Annotated in this window: 17 protein-coding genes; 11 read left to right on the top strand and 6 right to left on the bottom strand. The window is 42.7% G+C overall.

Annotated elements, in window-relative coordinates; translation table 11 throughout:
* Positions 1-50: 50 nt before the first annotated feature.
* On the bottom strand, positions 51-893 hold the full coding sequence (fghA, locus tag ACGHAV_RS16080) for an S-formylglutathione hydrolase (RefSeq protein WP_390382933.1): 843 nt from the start codon (positions 891-893) through the stop codon (positions 51-53).
* Between the two features lie 113 nt (positions 894-1,006).
* Between fghA and ACGHAV_RS16075 the strand changes: the two genes are divergently transcribed.
* Genes ACGHAV_RS16075 through ACGHAV_RS16065 form a run of 3 tightly spaced genes read left to right on the top strand, consistent with a single transcriptional unit; the run spans position 1,007 to position 4,122 of the window.
* Entirely contained in the window at positions 1,007-1,921 is a 915-nt protein-coding gene (locus tag ACGHAV_RS16075) for an acyltransferase (RefSeq protein ID WP_390382930.1), read from the top strand.
* Positions 1,918-2,811, top strand: coding sequence for an acyltransferase (locus ACGHAV_RS16070; protein WP_390382927.1), 894 nt, complete (start codon positions 1,918-1,920; stop codon positions 2,809-2,811). Before ACGHAV_RS16075 ends, ACGHAV_RS16070 begins: the two co-directional genes overlap by 4 nt.
* A gap of 3 nt (positions 2,812-2,814) precedes the next feature.
* Positions 2,815-4,122 carry a mechanosensitive ion channel family protein gene (locus tag ACGHAV_RS16065; protein WP_390382924.1) on the top strand — a complete coding sequence of 436 codons (1,308 nt, stop codon included), beginning with the start codon at positions 2,815-2,817 and terminating at the stop codon, positions 4,120-4,122.
* Between the two features lie 133 nt (positions 4,123-4,255).
* Here ACGHAV_RS16065 and ACGHAV_RS16060 read toward each other — a convergent pair whose 3' ends face one another.
* Complete coding sequence (locus tag ACGHAV_RS16060) at positions 4,256-4,447, bottom strand: hypothetical protein (RefSeq protein ID WP_334016028.1); 192 nt, start codon at positions 4,445-4,447, stop codon at positions 4,256-4,258.
* Between the two features lie 320 nt (positions 4,448-4,767).
* On the opposite strand from ACGHAV_RS16060, the gene ACGHAV_RS16055 reads away from it, so the two are divergent.
* The gene (locus ACGHAV_RS16055) at positions 4,768-5,580 is read left to right on the top strand and encodes a DUF2884 family protein (RefSeq protein WP_390382920.1); all 813 of its coding nucleotides are present in this window, start codon (positions 4,768-4,770) and stop codon (positions 5,578-5,580) included.
* 260 nt (positions 5,581-5,840) lie between these two features.
* Positions 5,841-6,665: an NAD-dependent epimerase/dehydratase family protein gene (locus tag ACGHAV_RS16050; protein ID WP_390382917.1), complete on the top strand. Its 825-nt coding sequence runs from the start codon at positions 5,841-5,843 to the stop codon at positions 6,663-6,665.
* A 126-nt stretch (positions 6,666-6,791) separates the two neighbouring features.
* Here the strand turns inward: ACGHAV_RS16050 and ACGHAV_RS16045 are convergent, their stop codons facing one another.
* The 3 genes from ACGHAV_RS16045 to ACGHAV_RS16035 all read right to left on the bottom strand — a co-directional run bounded on the left by ACGHAV_RS16045 (position 6,792) and on the right by ACGHAV_RS16035 (position 9,521).
* On the bottom strand, positions 6,792-8,213 hold the full coding sequence (locus ACGHAV_RS16045) for a sodium-dependent transporter (RefSeq protein WP_390382914.1): 1,422 nt from the start codon (positions 8,211-8,213) through the stop codon (positions 6,792-6,794).
* Between the two features lie 197 nt (positions 8,214-8,410).
* On the bottom strand, positions 8,411-9,136 hold the full coding sequence (locus tag ACGHAV_RS16040) for an SDR family NAD(P)-dependent oxidoreductase (RefSeq protein WP_390382911.1): 726 nt from the start codon (positions 9,134-9,136) through the stop codon (positions 8,411-8,413).
* On the bottom strand, positions 9,126-9,521 hold the full coding sequence (locus tag ACGHAV_RS16035) for a thiol-disulfide oxidoreductase DCC family protein (RefSeq protein WP_390382908.1): 396 nt from the start codon (positions 9,519-9,521) through the stop codon (positions 9,126-9,128). The genes ACGHAV_RS16040 and ACGHAV_RS16035 overlap by 11 nt, the downstream gene beginning before the upstream one ends.
* A 226-nt stretch (positions 9,522-9,747) precedes the next feature.
* Here ACGHAV_RS16035 and msrA point away from each other — a divergent pair, with 226 nt between their 5' ends.
* Positions 9,748-10,293, top strand: coding sequence for a peptide-methionine (S)-S-oxide reductase MsrA (gene msrA / locus ACGHAV_RS16030; protein WP_390382905.1), 546 nt, complete (start codon positions 9,748-9,750; stop codon positions 10,291-10,293).
* A 96-nt stretch (positions 10,294-10,389) separates the two neighbouring features.
* Here the strand turns inward: msrA and ACGHAV_RS16025 are convergent, their stop codons facing one another.
* On the bottom strand, positions 10,390-11,511 hold the full coding sequence (locus ACGHAV_RS16025; RefSeq protein ID WP_390382902.1) for a hypothetical protein: 1,122 nt from the start codon (positions 11,509-11,511) through the stop codon (positions 10,390-10,392).
* A 267-nt stretch (positions 11,512-11,778) separates the two neighbouring features.
* On the opposite strand from ACGHAV_RS16025, the gene ACGHAV_RS16020 reads away from it, so the two are divergent.
* From ACGHAV_RS16020 to ACGHAV_RS16000, 5 genes are all read left to right on the top strand, one after another.
* Positions 11,779-13,653 carry an alkaline phosphatase family protein gene (locus tag ACGHAV_RS16020; protein ID WP_390383000.1) on the top strand — a complete coding sequence of 625 codons (1,875 nt, stop codon included), beginning with the start codon at positions 11,779-11,781 and terminating at the stop codon, positions 13,651-13,653.
* 18 nt (positions 13,654-13,671) lie between these two features.
* Positions 13,672-14,208, top strand: coding sequence for a flavodoxin FldB (fldB, locus tag ACGHAV_RS16015; protein WP_390382899.1), 537 nt, complete (start codon positions 13,672-13,674; stop codon positions 14,206-14,208).
* Positions 14,209-14,242: 34 nt separating this feature from the next.
* Complete coding sequence (locus ACGHAV_RS16010; RefSeq protein WP_390382896.1) at positions 14,243-15,031, top strand: CLCA_X family protein; 789 nt, start codon at positions 14,243-14,245, stop codon at positions 15,029-15,031.
* Positions 15,032-15,173: 142 nt separating this feature from the next.
* The gene (locus ACGHAV_RS16005) at positions 15,174-15,581 is read left to right on the top strand and encodes an ExbD/TolR family protein (RefSeq protein WP_390382893.1); all 408 of its coding nucleotides are present in this window, start codon (positions 15,174-15,176) and stop codon (positions 15,579-15,581) included.
* Between the two features lie 173 nt (positions 15,582-15,754).
* Positions 15,755-17,179 (top strand): collagen-binding domain-containing protein, encoded by a 1,425-nt coding sequence (locus ACGHAV_RS16000; protein WP_390382890.1) that lies wholly within the window; start codon positions 15,755-15,757, stop codon positions 17,177-17,179.
* The last annotated feature ends 119 nt before the right edge of the window (positions 17,180-17,298 follow it).

Here is a 17,298-nt window from a genome sequence, read left to right as displayed (position 1 = left end):
AAAAACCGAGGACATTGCCTCGGCTTTTAAAGAAACAATGAAATAAAACGCTAGATCAGCCCCATGTGGCCAGCGTGGAACTCAAGGTGCTCCTCTATAAAAGAAGCAATGAAGTAATAACTATGGTCGTAGCCTTCATGCATGTTCAATGTAAGCTGCGTTTCAGAGCGTTGCGCAGCATGCACCAGAGACTGCGGCTTTAACTGGTCCTGTAGAAATTCGTCTTTTGTGCCTTGTTCTACCAACATAGGAATATAGTGCGCTTTACTCGCAAGCAATAGGGATGCATCGTAGTCTTCCCACGCGGTTTTATCTTCACCCAAATATCGACTAAGCGCTTTCTCACCCCACGGACAATCGCTAGGGTTCGCAATAGGGCTAAACGCCGATACAGAAACATATTTATTAGGGTTTCGCATTCCAATAACTAGCGCACCATGACCGCCCATGGAATGGCCGCTGATGGCTTTTTCTTTGGTAACTGGAAACTCGCGTTCAATCAAAGCAGGAAGCTCTTCAGTGATATAGCTGTACATCTTGTAATGCTTATCCCACGGTGCTTGCGTTGCATTAACGTAAAACCCAGCCCCATGCCCAAAATCGTAAGCACCGTTTTCGTCATCGGGTACATCATCTCCTCGCGGCGAGGTATCAGGTGCAACAATGGCCATGCCAAGCTCGGCAGCCAATTTCATAGCCCCTGCTTTTTGCATAAAGTTTTGGTCGGTACACGTTAGTCCAGATAACCAATACAGAACAGGCACAGGCTTTTCTGCCGACGCGAAAGGGGGAAGAAACAGTGCGAATGTCATCTCGCAATGCGTTGTTTCAGACGAGTGCGTATAGCGAAGGTGTCTACCACCAAATACTCTATTTTCGCCAACTAGCTTCATTCCAACTCCTTATCGTTAATTATTTACATGATTATTGGTGATTCAGTAAAGGCTCTATCGGATTTTAGATCAAGTTCGTTTACACTAAGTGCCTAATTTTTGAGGTAAGTACAATGGTAAACGCTTTGCTGCATCATATTGTGGGCACTATTTCTGTCATCGTATACTTTTTCAATACAGTGTTGTGGTCTACCCCTATTTTTATTCTGGCAGTATTTAAACTCATTCCTATCGCACCATGGCGACGTTTTATATCTTATTTATTAGATGCATGTGCTACTGCATGGATTAGCGTTAACAATTTAAACCAACGAATTAGCGGCCGCACGTCGTGGCAAGTAAATGGCCTGGAAAAGTTAACCCGTGATGATTGGTACTTAGTGATAGCAAACCATCAGTCGTGGGTTGATATTCTTGTACTTCAGCGCGTATTTAATCGCAAAATCCCCTTTTTAAAATTCTTCCTCAAAAAAGAGCTTATTTATGTACCCATTCTTGGCCTAGCTTGGTGGGCACTCGACTTTCCATTTATGCGCAGGTATTCAAAAGCATTCTTAGCAAAACACCCTCACCTGAAAGGCAAAGACATGGAAACCACGCGCCAGGCGTGTGAAAAGTTTCGTACAAAGCCTGTCAGTATCATGAATTTTGTAGAGGGAACACGCTTTACTGCTGGAAAGCACGCCAAGCAAGGGTCGCCTTTTGAGCATCTTTTAAAGCCTAAAGCTGGTGGCGTTGCATTTGTACTTTCGGCAATGGGCGACCACCTGCATAAACTTATTGATGTCACCATTGATTACCCACAAGGCGTTCCGTCGTTTTGGGATTTCGTAAGCGGAAAGGTGCGAAATATTCGAGTAAACATTGATGTTATGCCCATTAAAGATATTATGGAGAATGGCATTTTTAGCGATAAATATTTTGACGATCCTCAAGTTCGTGAACGCTTTCAAGCGTGGCTTAATGAACGCTGGCAAGCAAAAGACAATTTATTAGACTCTCTCAACGCAACTCAGAAACCATTATGATCCGTGCAGTATTGGCTCCATTTATTTTCGTTATTCACACTACCCTTCAAATTGCTAATTTAGCGCTGTGGGGGGGGCTTATTATTTTACTTGGCCTGGTAAAACTACTGCTGCCTAACGGTCGCATTAGGACTGCTTGGAATGGCGTAATGCATACCCTTATGTTCAGCTTCGGGCGCATTAGCGTGCTACTTATTCGACTGTTTAACAGCGTAGATATTGAATGTGCTGTTCACGGCGAATTGGCTAAAGACCGCTGGTATTTAATTATTGCCAACCACCTAAGCTACCTAGATATTATTTTATTAATTGAGTTTGCTACCCATCGTATTCCTGCTCCTAAGTTTTTCTTGAAGAAGGAGCTAATTTGGCTTCCTTTTGTTGGTTTAGGCGCATGGGCGCTTGATATGCCCTTTATGCATCGCTACACCAAGGCTTATCTTGAAAAATACCCAGAGAAAAAAGGCAAAGACTTAGAAACCACAAAAGCCTATTGTGAAAAGTTTAGAACGGTACCAACAACCGTGATTAACTTTGTTGAAGGCACCCGCTTTACTACAGATAAGCACATAGAAAAGCAAAGCCCTTATACGAATCTATTACCGCCAAAGGCTGGTGGCGTATCTTTTACGCTTGCCGCAATGGGCGAGTTATTTACCAATGTGCTTGATATTTCTTTGTTATATCCTGAAAACAAACGCCACCCAATGATGGCCATGCTTAGTGGGCGTATGACAAAAATCGTAATAGACGTGAACGTCACGCCAGTGCCCGAACTACAACAGGAATCCGCTAAAACCGAGTCAGAGTTTCGCGTGTATTTTCAGAATTGGCTCAACGGATTGTGGAAAAATAAAGACAACCGCATTAAGAATTTATTGGAGTCATAAGCTATGGAGATGAGCTCTTCTATACGCGATACCTTTATTCATTACGTTAAAGATCTCTTTCCAAATTTAACCACGGAAGACCCGCTTTTTAATGTATTAGCGTTAAGTACAATACTTGTTGTATCAGCGTTCATTTACATTATTGCTAGGCTATTAATACGACCTCAAATTGCTAACTGGGTTTATAAGTCTAACAACCGTTGGGATAACGCCCTACAAGAACACGGTTTCTTTAGGCGTTTAATGCACCTCTTTCCTGCCCTGTTTATCTATATTGCTACACCTGTGCTGATAGAAGATGAAGCCGTGATGCACGGCGCCATTATAAAAAGCGCCCAACTTTATATGCTGTATAGCGGTGTTCTTGCAGTATTTGCATTACTAAGTACGATAGAAGATGTGTACAACGCATCTGCACTGGCGCGTCGTGCTCCTATCACTGGCTTTATTCAAGTTTCTAAACTTGCCTTTGCCATCGTTGCTATTTTACTTAGCATCTCGCTTATTGTGGGCAAAAGTCCTTTATTGCTTTTATCAGGCTTAACCGCAATAGCTGCTGTACTGCTGCTTATTTTCAGAGACACAATTTTAGGTTTTGTTGCCGGTATTCAAATTGCTGCGAACCGAATGTTTAACACCGGTGACTGGATTTCGATGCCCAAGTACGAAGTAGACGGTGAAATTCTGGAAATAGGTTTAACCAACGTTAAAGTACAAAACTGGGATAACACTATTTCAACCCTGCCGACTTATAGTTTAACCACAGAAGCAGTAAAGAACTGGCGTGGCATGCAGGAGTCAGGCGGGCGAAGAATTAAACGTGCAGTGTATATCGATATACATTCTATTAAGCTTTGCGACAACAATATGCTAGAACGCTTGTCAGGTATTCGCTTCATTAATGACTATATTGAAAAGAAGAAAACAGAGCTTCGCGACTATCACCGCGATATGTCTATTGATGAGTCAGATTTGCTAAACAGCAGACGGTTAACCAATATTGGTACCTTTAGAGCCTATCTTGAGGCCTATCTTCGTAAGCACCCCAATATTAATCAGGAACTTACGTTAATGGTACGTCAACTTCCGCCGAATGAACTTGGGCTGCCACTGGAAATTTACTGCTTTAGTGCAGAAAAAGCGTGGGTAAAGTACGAGAAAATACAGGCTGATGTATTTGATCACGTGATGGCTATGCTTGCATCGTTTGAGCTAAGGGCATACCAAAGAGACGGCCACCTATCGCTGTTAGCTCAGCGTGAGCAGTATCTTAAAGATGAACGCGCGAGTCATAATGAAAAACAAGCTTAAAGGTGACAGTGAACAAAGCGCTGACGCGGATTAGTTACATTACACCGCACTTTGTTTTGAACAGACATTGAGACATAAAAAAACCGGCTTAAAAGCCGGTTTTTTTGACGTAAGTCATGTACTAAGACAAAAGTTACGCCAAGGCATAGGCCATAAGCATACACACAATCAAACCGGTAACACCAAAGAAACCGTATTCAATTTTCTCTTGCATGCCTTCTGCACCTGCTTTCGCAGTCATTAAGCCCATAACGATGCTGCTTAGCCCCAGAGTAAAGGCAATTAGCGCAACACCAAACATAATTGCATTAATCCAATCAGCCATTGTGGTACCCCTAAAAATAATTGTCGGTATTATGCACCAATAAAAATGTTTTGAACATGCTTGGGTTTAGTTTAATTAGCCACAAATTCATCAAAATTGATCTTGGTCAAATTTGCTACTAAATCACTTTTTTCGCTAAGTATTGAATAAACCTTAAATTAAACAGTCGCAGAGAAACTCGTAAACCATTGATTTAAATAAACAATAAATAATGGCAAGCGCATTGCAAAATCAAACCTATCAACACGCTTCATTGCCACCCGCGGTGTGATGTGGTTCAAGAAAGCGTTGCTTCGTCAATTTTGATTAAGGAAATAACAATGTCGAACAAATTATTGGTTTCAGCTGCAGTAGCAAGTGCTTTACTTAGTGGCCAAGCAATGGCCCACGATACACATTTTCAGAACAATAGCTGTGATGTAGAGCTTGATGGTCACATTCAATATTACCAAGGCGACCTAACCGTTAAAATGGACAGCGGCAACGTAGTGAAAATTGACCAGTACTATAACCTAACGCTAAACGGTAAAGACGTAGCGCTAGATAGCGAACAGCAGCGCTGGGTAACCGAATACTACGACAGTATCGATATGGCAATTCCAATGACACTTACTATTGCTAGTGAAGGCTTGAAAATTGCCAACGTGGCAGTAAGCGAAGTATTTACCGAATTACTTGGCGACAACACCATGGACGATGATTTCCAAACACTGTTTACCTCATTAGAAACTAAGTTATCGACTTCCTTCTACGACGATGCCGGCAACCTTCGTGTCGACTCGACTGAGTTTGAAGAACCAGGCTGGTTTGATGAAAGCTGGGAGCAAGAGTTTGAAGCAGAGTTAGAGTCGCTAGTAAGCGAATCTATGGGTCGCATTCTTATAGCACTGGGTACTCAAATGCTGTGGGAAGGTGGTGATATGTCAGAATTTGAACAGCGCATGGAGACGTGGGGCGAAGACTTAGAGTTTCGTCTAGAGTCTCAAGCAGCAGCACTTGAAGAAAAAGCTGACGCGCTTTGTGAAGTGCTACAAAAAGCTGATTACGCCGAAGGCCAAATGCAGGCAACAATTTCAGGTCTAGATGATTTGAACTTGTTAGATATGGAAAGTCACGGTGAGATGCGCATGTAAGAATGCTTAACGCTTACTGTGGTAAAGGTCTGAAAATAAGGCTTTCACCATTGCTTATTCCAAGGAAGCGGACAGGTTAAAGCGAAAGCAGAATATGGACAAGCCGAGTTGGTAAAACAACTCGGCTTTTTTGTGCGTATATTCATTGCAGCAACAAGATATTAGTTAAGTTATGCTTAGGCACAATTGTGTTTTAAACGACTATACGTTTTAAGCGGCTATACGCTTTTAAACGAAAATGCTTTTTTGGAGAGAAGAGAGTGCCGAACAAATTAGTAATTAGCGGTTACGGGTGGTTAGCAGGCTATTTAGCCACAAGCGTTAAGGATGAATATAGCTTGGTTGCCACTTCCAGAAGTGAAGAAAAGGTAGATGCAATTAAGGCACAAGGTATTGAGGGTGTTCAGTTTACTTTAGGCGACCCTACTAGCGTGCTCACAAAACATTTAAGCGGTGCCACATTCGTTATTAACATACCTCCAGGTCGCAGAAGCACTAACCTTGAAACTTTCACAAAGAACATGCTGTCGCTCATCGATGATGCTATTGCTGCGAACGTATCGCACATTGTATTTATCAGCACAACGTCAGTATACGGCGATGCAATTAGCAATAGAGCCAGCGATATAATAACTGAAAATTCGCCTACATCACCTGAGACGGCATCGGCTCATGCCCATGTGACAATAGAAAACCGTTTATTAACGCTAAGCGAAAAAGTTAAGGTGTCAATTGTGCGCTTAGCCGGTTTAGTGGGTCCAGACCGCCACCCCGCAAAATCGCTCAGCGGACGAGATATCAGTGCCGGAAATAAGAGAGTAAATTTGGTGCACATTCTCGATGTGGTTGAGGCACTAAAGGTTATTATCACAAAACCTTTATCGAACAAGGTGTTTCAACTTTGCAGTGCTGCACATCCAAAACGCGGGGACTACTACGTTAAAGCGGCACAAGCGTTTAACATTCCCGAGCCTACGTTCAGTGATACAGAATTAGCGCCTTGCGGAAAGGTGATAAATGCTGAGAAAAGCTGGAAGGAAGTAGGCATATCGCCGACTTACGCAGACCCTTACGATATGTACTAACGTAATGTAGTCAACTGTTCGATTTTTGGGTTAATCAAAATTAATTGATCAAAAAAGGCGGTAGCGCATGTTGATGCTACCGCCTTTTTATTTACTTAGTCTTGTGCGTACTGGGATGCTAAAAGCTTAGCCGAACACACTAAAACCGAAATATTTAACCGCAACAGTATTAACAAAAATAACCAGCAGAATTAGCGGTATAAATGTTTTCAATGAAACATCTACATACTTTTCAAACCAGCTGCCTTTGTAACCATCACTGCCTTCTTCCAATGAGGCATTAAAGTTAGCGCTCTTCCAGCGATAAATTACAAAGATACAAATAAGTAAGCCATTAAGTGGTAAAATAGTCTCGTAAAATACGTCGATAATCACGTCAAACAGCGACTTATCAACACCTGCATAATGCATAAAATGTGTAAGGAACTCTACTTTACCGAACGATAGCGCACTAAAAATTGCTAGCACGATCATGATGCTACCCAGTGACGCCAAGGCCCATTTACGACTAACGCCTTTCTCATCCATAAGTGCTGCAACAGGTACTTCAAAGATAGATACCAAAGACGTAATTGCTGCAAAGAACACCAACAAAAAGAAAAGGCTAGCAACAAAAGATGCCCCTAAATAGCCAATTGAGTCTTGAAGCGCTAAAAAGATATTCGGCAAGTATGTGAATATCATGCCCACTGACGACTCGCTTAACTCGTCTGGATTAATCTCGGGGTTGAACGAGAAAATAGCAGGCAAAATCATAAGGCCAGCGGTAAACGCTACTGCAGTATCAGTTAATGCAACTAGCTTTGCTGAAGTCGGAACGTCTGCGCGTTTATCAATATAGCTTCCGTAGGTAATTAAAATACCCATACCTAATGATAGCGAGAAGAAAGCCTGTGCTAGCGCGCCGTTAACTACCGAGGCAGTAAGCTTGGAGAAGTCAGGTACAATGTAAAACTCAACACCAGCCATAGCGTTTTCACGGGTTAGAACAAAGATGACCAAGCCAAGTAACATAACGAACAAGGCAGGCATCAGCAGTTTAGCGGCTTTTTCAATACCCTCTTTAACACCACCTTGTAGTATTAGATACACTACACCAACTACCACTGCCATATACGCAAATATTGAAGGCGAGTTGATAAAAATGCCGAAGGTATCTGGGTTGGCAAGCTTATCTAAATTACCGCTAACAGCTTCGAACAGGTAACCAAAAATCCACACTGTGATAACCATGTAGAACACGGCAATCATAAAAGGTGTGGCTATAGCCAACCAGCCTGCTAACTTCCATTTAGGACTTTCGTTACTGATAGCACTGTAAGCACCCAGTGGGTCTTTTTTCGCATGTCTGCCCACCGACATTTCGGCAAGCATTACTGGCAAACAAATAGCGAAAACGAAGATGGCATACATCAGCAAAAATGCACCGCCGCCATTTTTCGCGGCACCTACAGGAAAACCTACTAGGTTACCAATTCCCACTGCAGAACCCGCTGCAGCTAAAATAAATCCTATGCGCGATCCGAACTGTTCTCTGGCCCCGCTCATATCCCTTCCTCTTGTTGAGTTATTGTTATTAATTATCGGGATGGCGTTACATGAAATGACTCACTTTGGCGTCAACGCGTTGTATTGCAACCTCTTCAGGCATATCAATACGCTGCACCATTCCCAAAAATAGCATGGTAACAGCAGTCAAATAAAAAGTCTTGATGTTGAGTCGACAGAAATGTGGTCGGACCGTATCACCAGGTTACCACTTCGCCATTCCAGTCTATAAAATGACAAACTTGCTCTCTATCTAGTGATGCAACATGCGTGATTAGCTGACTTGCCGTATAGTCGGGGGTAAATAGCTTTTTTGCGGCCACATTTTTTTGAAACGGCTTCGACAACGACGTATCAACCGTACCAGGGTGATAACACACTAGCATTGTATCTTTCAATCTACGCTTATATTCAACCGACGCCGTTTTCATCATCATGTTAAGCGCAGCTTTTGACGCGCGATAGCCGTACCAGCCACCAAGGCCATTATCGGAAATACTCCCCACCCTGGCACTTAAACAAATAACCGTAGCGTTATGCTTATCCATTACGTTTACAAGCTGCTTGACCCATAGTGAAGGAATAATGGTATTAACAGCAAAGTATTGTGCCATTGCCTCCTCAGAGATATCTTCTAAACGCTTTTCGGGGTGGATACCTGCATCGTCGTTATGTAAAAAGCCTGTGGTGATGACAACGGTGGAAAGCGCAATTCCGTCACTTTTTAAACCTTTTAAAAATTCAGAGATAGCGGCGTCGTTTTGCAACTTCATGGAATGAAGCGAGACGTTGTTTGGCATGTCCGAATCAGTTTTGGTCACACGAGTAACCGCATAAACATGGTCGCTGTTTTGTGCGTACTGTTTTACAAGTGCTTGACCTATTCCGCCACTTGCACCAACGATAAGTGTATTATTCGCCATTGGGTTCTCCTGGAATGCAGCGTTCGCATGTGCGTTTTTTACCTGTCAACCAATATGAGATGGTATATCGGTGCTTCGCAAAAACGTTGTAAAACATGTCTGCGAAAATGCGAATAACGGGCCAACGCAGTGGAGCGTAAACCCATCCCATGCCAACTGCTTTCCAAGCTTCATGGGTTACATCTAGGCCAGTTATTAACGTACCATCGTCACGTAAGGCGTGTATCCGCGCATTCAAAGCATGCCAATCTAACGTGGGATACTGAACACTAAAGTCTGGATTTTGTATATCAACCAATTTAAGGCGCTGATGTTTATCTCGCTTGCGCAGGTGATTCATCTCTGCCATGCACAACGGACAATAACCGTCATAAAAAATGATCAAAAAACTACTCCTGAATGAGGTTTCCAACGTACGATTCATATAATTTAGCGCTTATATTAATGACGAATCTTCGAACTTATTTGCGCCGCGCATGAATAGCTATAGGTAATTACCACTACTTTGTGAATTTGTTATGCTTTTATACGCTAAAAAAACTAGGTTGGATGACTTGAGTTGTAGCTCACCCACACCCACACTACAGCCATATAGATAGCGAGGTTTTAACATGGCAAATTTACAAGTAGCAACGCTTGCGGGTGGATGCTTTTGGTGTATTGAATCGGCTTTTAATAGCGTTGATGGCGTTGAAAAAGCGATTTCAGGTTACGCAGGTGGAGACAAAGCTGATCCAACCTACGAAGAAGTATGCAGCGGCAACACAGGACATGCGGAGGTTGTACAAGTAACCTTCGATGCAGACAGCCTTTCCTATCGCGAAGTATTAGAAATTTTCTTTGCACTGCACAACCCAACCCAGCTTAATCGTCAGGGTAACGACGTGGGTACACAATATCGTAGTGCCGTTTTTTATCACAATGATGCCCAAAAAGCTGAAGCTGAGAAAATTATTGCCGAAATTATCGAAGAAGAAATTTGGCCAGATCCTGTTGTTACCGAAGTTGTCGAAATAAACAACTACTATGACGCTGAAGATTATCATCAAGACTATTTTAAAAATAATCCGCAGAACCAATACTGCGCAATGGTTGTGGCGCCAAAGTTGGCGAAGTTCAAAAAGACCTTCGCATCGCGTCTTCGAAGCGATGCCTAGCACAATTCAAATAAGCATAAAAAAGGGTTGCCTCGAGCAACCCTTTTCAGTTTTTTCTGATTCACTTAACCAAACCTAAAAATGCTGTTGAGCACGTTATTCAAACCACTTACTGTTGATGGTAACGGGGAACAATAAGGGTGCTAAATCTTCGTAGCGTTTAGTATCAGCTTCGCAAATGGCGTTTTTCATATAATTCTTTTCCCATGGATCGTTAATAATCCATAGCGTATCGCCTTCAACAATTAAGCCTTCCATAGACGCGTTGTCCATTAAATATTCTCCACACGCCTCGCCGCCATTTACCCTAAAAGTGACAGGAATGCGTTTTGTGTCTTTTTCACCACTGATGTCAATAATCCACAGTTCATTGTCATTGCGCGCTGCTGCAATAATAAAGGTGCCTTGTGCGCTATCACTGTAAAGTGCCAACCCGTTAATAGGATGGTTGCCAGCGCTAAATGTTGGCAATATTAAATTAGGCTCTTTCACAGGGGCAAAATCGCCGGTAGACCAAAAGTTGTCATCGATATTTAAGGTAAAAATACGTGGCTGACCGGCTTTGTCTTTTTCTAAACCAAGGTACAGCGTGCCGTCTTTGTCCATGGTAAGACCTTCTATGCCATCGTTTGGAAAATTACCTACTTCAAGAGATGAGGCAAATTGCAAAGGGCGAACATTGCTTACCTCAACACGACCATCATCAAGACGAGTAAGCTTAACAAGTAACGTTGGGTAGTCAGTCGACCCCGTTTCTGCAAATTTAGCTTCGCAGCGCGTGCTCAAAGCGCCCGTGCGAGTGGCATCTTCGGTTACCGTATAGATAACATCAGGGTTGCGTGGGTCTACAGCCAGTGCTTCTAGGTCAGGCTGGTCGTTTAAATAGTTGTAAAAACAACTTCTTCTTACCGATGATGCAAAGTGAAAACGCGGTGTTGAACTTACCAAACGTGAATCTGATGGATTTATCATATGCAGCTTTAGTTGCTGAGATGATTCAGCACTAGCGTCGGCGATAGTAGTCAACATGCCATCAAGAAGAACCAGCCCTGACGTTTGAGGGTCAAACATGACGTTACCTTCAACATCAACAATCCATTCACCGACCGTGGTAGTAGCAAGCAATTCTTTTTCTGGTGTGGTCACAGTTTCTGCAGATTTACTGCATGCTGAAACGCATAACAGCGCACACAGAGTAAAGACAATTTTATTAAACATGAATTCGCTATACCTCGGGAGTTATCAATTTATTATCAATTTAAAAAGTCATGTAGGTTTACAAGTGAGCATTGAACTCGTCTTGAAAACAAAGATTTTAGTTAAACAGTATTTTACGTAGACCACGCCCTACATATAAAACGGCTAACATAATTGTAACGGATTATATCCAGCATACCGTTTATAAACAAAAAAGAGTAAGGTATGCAGATGTTTTATGCCGCCTAGGTTTTATTACAGACAGACTAAGAGGTATTCGTAAAGGTGATGCAGCCCCTTCCCGTTGTTGTGGCAGGCCCAATAGTCCGCCGAGTTACTGCTGACAAATGTTATGTTTGGCTTGTAAGTAGTGTTAGTGATGATATTTCACTCTCTTTGCACTTGGCTGATGGTGCTTTGTCGGGCGCATCAGATTGCCAGTCCGTACAAGTGGGTGAACGTGCATTCGTGCATTTACTGTCATTTAACAGTGAAAACTCGTTTCCTGAAAACAGACGAATTCAGTACAACCTTCACTTTACCAACAGCGACTACCAGCAATGTTGGCATTCATCTTTACAGCAATTGCTATACAGTAATTGTACTTCACTGCATTTTCATTACACCTCATCGCCCACAACAATATTACATGGGTCTTGCAGAAAGCCACATTTTCACGACGACGATGCATTAGCGCAAGTTGATACACTGCACGAAAACGCATTTCAAAATGATGCTACTCCACCTGATTTATTGTTGATGACAGGCGACCAAATATACGCCGATGATGTTGCAGGCCCCATGCTTAAGGCCATTCACAATACCATCGACCTACTTGGACTTTTTCATGAAACGCTAACAGGTGCTGTAGTACCACATTCAAGCGACCTGGCCGAACATGAATTTGGTTTTTACCAAAGAGAACAATTGTTGCCCCAAATAGCCACCAATACCGTGTTATCTTCACTGTTTTTTGGTGCTAAGAAAAAACCAGTTTTCACCTCGGTTAATGCGCAAAACCATCTGATCTCAAGTGCTGAAATTTTTGCCATGTATATTCTGGCTTGGTCAGATGCACTGTGGTCGCACGTATCAATAGATAAATGTCACGTGCCCAGTAAATATCATGATTTGTTCGACAAAGAGCACATTGCAATAAAGGGGTTTGTTAAACAACTTCCTGCGGTAAGGCGCGCACTCGCGCACATACCAACCTACATGATATTTGATGATCACGACGTAACAGATGATTGGAACCTTACCCGAGGTTGGGAACAAGAAGTTTATGGCAACCCACTTTCAAAACGAATGGTAGGTAACGCTTTACTGGGTTATTTGATATGCCAAGGTTGGGGTAACGCGCCTGAGAAAGTAAAACCACTAATAGAACAGCTTCAATCAAGTATCCAACAAGGTGAACTTACTGGGCACGACAGCATGATTGATGCGCTATTAGATTTTGACCAATGGCATTATCGTTTAGAAACATCTCCGCCCATCGAAGTGCTTGATACACGCACCCAGCGATGGCGCTCAGAATCGGACATGAATAAGCCGTCAGGATTGATGGATTGGGAAGCGTTATGCGACTTTCAACATTCTATTATAGGTAAAGAAGCCGTAATCGTTGTATCAGCAGCACCGATATATGGCGTTAAAGTTATAGAAGCTATCCAAAAAGTGTTCACGTTTTTTGGAAAAGCACTTACTGTCGATGCTGAAAACTGGATGGCACATAAAGGTACAGCAAACGTTATGCTGAATATCTTTAGACATTATAAAACACCGCCTGAGTTTTTTATTCTGTCTGGCGATGTGCACTATTCCTTCGTTTACGATGTAAGACTTCGGTTTAGACGCAACAGCCCGCATATTACCCAATTCACATGTAGCGGTTTAAAAAATGCATTTCCAGATAAACTGATAAAGTGGCTGGATAGAATGAATAGAGTATTGTACCGCTCTAAATCACCGCTGAACTTTTTTACAAGGCGAAGAAATATGTCGGTGAAACCGCGCCATCCAAGCGAAGGTTATGGCGAATTATTCAACGGCTGTGCGCTTGGTGTATTAAAAATTTCACACAATGGCAGCGAAGTACAGTGCAAGGCTTTGTTGAACAACGGTAAAGAGGTAGAATTCCCGTCATCAAAAGACGACTAACGCAAAAGAGGTTTGTAAATGAGTAATGGCGCGCTGTCTATCGGCTTGTTTTATGGGTCAACTACCTGTTACACGGAAATGGCAGCTGAAAAGATTCAAGCACAACTCAACAGCCTGTTTGACGAAGAGATCGTAGCCCTTCACAACATTAAAGAAGTGAGCCTTAACCGCACGGCTGAATACGACATCATTATATTTGGCATATCGACGTGGGACTTCGGTGAATTACAAGAAGACTGGGAGTCTCACTGGGAAGACGTTCATGGTTTGGACCTTTCTGGTAAAACCGTTGCGCTTTTTGGTCTAGGCGATCAACTAGGTTACGCTGACTGGTTTCAAGATGCGCTAGGTATGCTGTTTGATGCCATTAAGCCTTCTGGATGTAACATCGTTGGCTTTTGGCCAAATCAAGGTTACGAGTTCACTGCATCAAAAGCCCTTACTGAGGATAAAAGCCAGTTTGTTGGTCTGTCGCTTGATGACGAGAACCAATACGATAAAACTGACGAACGCATTTCAGCCTGGTGCGAACAGCTGCTTGCGGCCATGGCATAACTTGCGCGCATAGTTTACTTCAAGGCACTACAAGTTGGAAAACAAAGGCAGACTTCATCAGCAGTTCTATCGAAATGGCCCAAGTCACCGAGATGGTGCAGATGTATCGTTTCAAGATATAAGAAAACTCTTCAACTTTGCTACCATTACGGTAGGGCGCTGGGTTACCGCTGAAGAGCAGCAGATCGCAGCTAATCTCTTTTTTGATGCACTTTACGATCTCGTTGCTATTTTAAATGTAAATGAACAGGTATTGTCTCTTAACGGATCCCTGTCTTTAGCTTTTGGCAGCGGCGGTCAAAAACATGCAAGTGCACACTATAACAGTGCCAAAAGACAACTAGCATTAGCGAAAAACGCTGGTGCTGGCGCGCTAGCGCACGAATGGTTTCACGCTTTTGATCATTACATTGCGCCACGCATGTTCGACAATGTGCCCCCCGGTAGCTTTGCTACTCAGGCCTGGCTAGACAACGCGAATATGAACGATCATCCTTTGAATCAAAAATTAAGCGATTGCTTTTCCTTACTGTTTTTAAATGATCAAAAGAGGCCCAATGAGTATTTTGTGCGATCAGTAGAGGCTGATCGCGCGCTAAAAATGTATTATTATGCTATGCCTCAAGAGATGGCTGCCCGTGCGTTTGAGGCCTGCATTCAGGATCACGAGATCAAAAATGCGTTCCTTGTGCAAGGCACAAAAAAGTCAACGGAGGCTAGACTTGGTATTTACCCTCATGGTAATTTGCGAGCAACGCTCAATCGGGCATTGATGTTGTATTTTTACCAATTAGGTGTCGCTATTTCACATAAACAAACCTAGTTTGTTGTTTTATTTCTGTGAAATTGAGTATTTTTCCAGCAACAAGTGTTAACGAGCCCACTGTTTTTATACAAAAGTCTGTATATTTTTGTAACAAGCAGTATACTAAAGCGCTCGAACGTAACAGAAAAAAGAAGACGAGATGAAAAGAAAAAAGCATACCTCGGCTGAAGACGAGGCTCAGATTGATATGACCCCCATGTTGGACATCGTGTTCATCATGTTGATTTTCTTCATCGTAACGACCTCGTTCGTGAAAGAAAAAGGTTTGGATGTAAACCGCCCAGAAGATAACCAAGCGAAAAACGATCAGCCTTCAAAAGCGCTATCTATTCGCATTGATGCGGATGGCACAATTATTATGGGTGGTCGTGAAGTAGATATTCGCCGTGTTGTTGCAAACACGCAAACGTTCCTAGCTGAAAACAATACAGATTCAGCGGCAATCCAGGCTCATGAAGATACAGAGCACGGTACCGTTGTTGAAGTAATGAACCAAGTTAAGGTTGCGGGTATTTCTAAAGTATCGGTACTAGTTAAAAAGAGCTAACGTTCTGATTAACTTAAAAAAAGCCACCCTCGGGTGGCTTTTTTCGTATCTAAACCTATACCAAAGTATCTATTGAACTGTCGAACGATTTTTGCTCAAATTGTACTATTCGGTGTATCTGGAAAACCATGTTGAAAAAAGGTTCCCAGATTCGGGTGTCACTGGAGCCAACAATGAAAAAATTAGTTTTACATACTGCAGTAGCAGTTGCAGTACTATCAGCGCCTTACGCGGCGGCTGCCCCTATTCAATTGAGCGAAGCGTTCAATTACAACGCGTTTATTTTCAACGATTTCGAAGGTCAATACTCTGACGTTGAAGGGCGTTTAGCTGTGGGCGGTGAAATGCGAGTCAACGATTTTAACGTCGGTCTTCAGCTTTCTCCTCAATTATCAGATTCAGCGCTGCTAGTCGGAAAAGACCTCCATTTCATAAACGGCAATGTGCATGGTGGCAGTACCACTGTATCTGGTATGGTTTTCGGCGAAAACTTATCACTAGATAAAGGCATTGAAGCCGAACAAACAATCAATCTTATTAATTCAACGGTGAAATCTGGCAATGTTACTTCTGAAGGTGACGTTAAGCTGGGGAATAGCAACGTTGTTTCTGGCGACGTGCATGCTAATTCTGTTGTGCTAGGTGGCCCTGCTGAAGTCTATGACAGCAGAACTAACGAGGGAATGTTCGGCTCCAAAGTTGAAAATGGGAATGTTTCTGCAGAGTCTAACGTTACATTGGTAAAAAGTGAGATAAACGGAACCGTCACAATGAATTCTGGCGGTACGCTCACTACTGATGGTGAATCTTCTATTGGCGCTGAAGTGCGTGGCGAAGTAAAAAAAGCGACTGTCGAAAACATTCAGTTTTCAGCACTTGAAGAAGAAGTACGTCAATTCTCTAACGACTTCCGCGATAGCGATATTAACGGCACGACTTTAGTCGAAAGTTCTTCCAAGTGTTTTGATACAGACGGTAATGTAGTAGATACACAAAGCCAAACTTGTGCGGCGCAAGGTGGCACCGAGCGCGAGAAGGTTCACACGATCACCTTCAAGGGCGAAAACGATATCAACGTATTCGACATTGACGCATCAACGCTTAGCGTTGCCGACAAAAGCATATGGTACGACTTCACCTCAACTAGCTATAACATCATAAATGTTAGAGGCGAAGTAGTTGAGCTATTCAATACCGGATTTTTCAACGAAGCGTATAAGAACTTCTCGAATACGGACTACTTCACAGAAACTGGTCAGTACGCCGACAATGCGCCTGCCAGTAGTGATACCCCTGAAAGACGTCATGACGGTAAGTTTACGAACAACATACTGTTTAACTTTGTAGATGCAACCAACATCACGTTCCATTCGGTAGGTATTAAAGGTAGCGTATTAGCACCATACGCTAATATAAGCTTTTACAACGGCCAGGTAGATGGAAATTTAATTGCGAAGAACCTGTCATCTCCTGAGGGGGAATTCACAGGCCAAGTGAACAACTATCGCTTTGGTGCAATTGATGTAAGCGAACCAGCCTCATGGGCGCTATTATTTGGCGCAGGGTTCTTGATGATGGCACGTCGCAAGAAAGCATAAAACGCAGCAGAGCATGAGTAAAATGCATGCAAGCTAAGCTACAAACTGTAAGAAGAGATTGCGGCTAGAAGCTTAAATAGTTAAATTGGTAAATAAGAAGCGGGTTATTCGTTGTGAAT

The organism is Alteromonas sp. MTD1, from assembly GCF_042848195.1.
In the GTDB taxonomy this organism is placed as follows: domain Bacteria; phylum Pseudomonadota; class Gammaproteobacteria; order Enterobacterales; family Alteromonadaceae; genus Alteromonas.
This window is presented reverse-complemented; position numbering and strand designations above follow the sequence as displayed.

Coding starts and splice junctions, on each gene's coding strand:
- ACGHAV_RS16045 (WP_390382914.1), bottom strand. CDS start 8,213: ATGAGCGGGGCCAGAGAACAGTTCGGATCGCGCATAGGATTTATTTTA.
- ACGHAV_RS16075 (WP_390382930.1), top strand. CDS start 1,007: ATGGTAAACGCTTTGCTGCATCATATTGTGGGCACTATTTCTGTCATC.
- fghA (WP_390382933.1), bottom strand. CDS start 893: ATGAAGCTAGTTGGCGAAAATAGAGTATTTGGTGGTAGACACCTTCGC.
- ACGHAV_RS16055 (WP_390382920.1), top strand. CDS start 4,768: ATGTCGAACAAATTATTGGTTTCAGCTGCAGTAGCAAGTGCTTTACTT.
- ACGHAV_RS16065 (WP_390382924.1), top strand. CDS start 2,815: ATGGAGATGAGCTCTTCTATACGCGATACCTTTATTCATTACGTTAAA.
- fldB (WP_390382899.1), top strand. CDS start 13,672: ATGAGTAATGGCGCGCTGTCTATCGGCTTGTTTTATGGGTCAACTACC.
- ACGHAV_RS16020 (WP_390383000.1), top strand. CDS start 11,779: ATGCAGCCCCTTCCCGTTGTTGTGGCAGGCCCAATAGTCCGCCGAGTT.
- msrA (WP_390382905.1), top strand. CDS start 9,748: ATGGCAAATTTACAAGTAGCAACGCTTGCGGGTGGATGCTTTTGGTGT.
- ACGHAV_RS16000 (WP_390382890.1), top strand. CDS start 15,755: ATGAAAAAATTAGTTTTACATACTGCAGTAGCAGTTGCAGTACTATCA.
- ACGHAV_RS16005 (WP_390382893.1), top strand. CDS start 15,174: ATGAAAAGAAAAAAGCATACCTCGGCTGAAGACGAGGCTCAGATTGAT.
- ACGHAV_RS16070 (WP_390382927.1), top strand. CDS start 1,918: ATGATCCGTGCAGTATTGGCTCCATTTATTTTCGTTATTCACACTACC.
- ACGHAV_RS16025 (WP_390382902.1), bottom strand. CDS start 11,511: ATGTTTAATAAAATTGTCTTTACTCTGTGTGCGCTGTTATGCGTTTCA.
- ACGHAV_RS16060 (WP_334016028.1), bottom strand. CDS start 4,447: ATGGCTGATTGGATTAATGCAATTATGTTTGGTGTTGCGCTAATTGCC.
- ACGHAV_RS16040 (WP_390382911.1), bottom strand. CDS start 9,136: ATGGCGAATAATACACTTATCGTTGGTGCAAGTGGCGGAATAGGTCAA.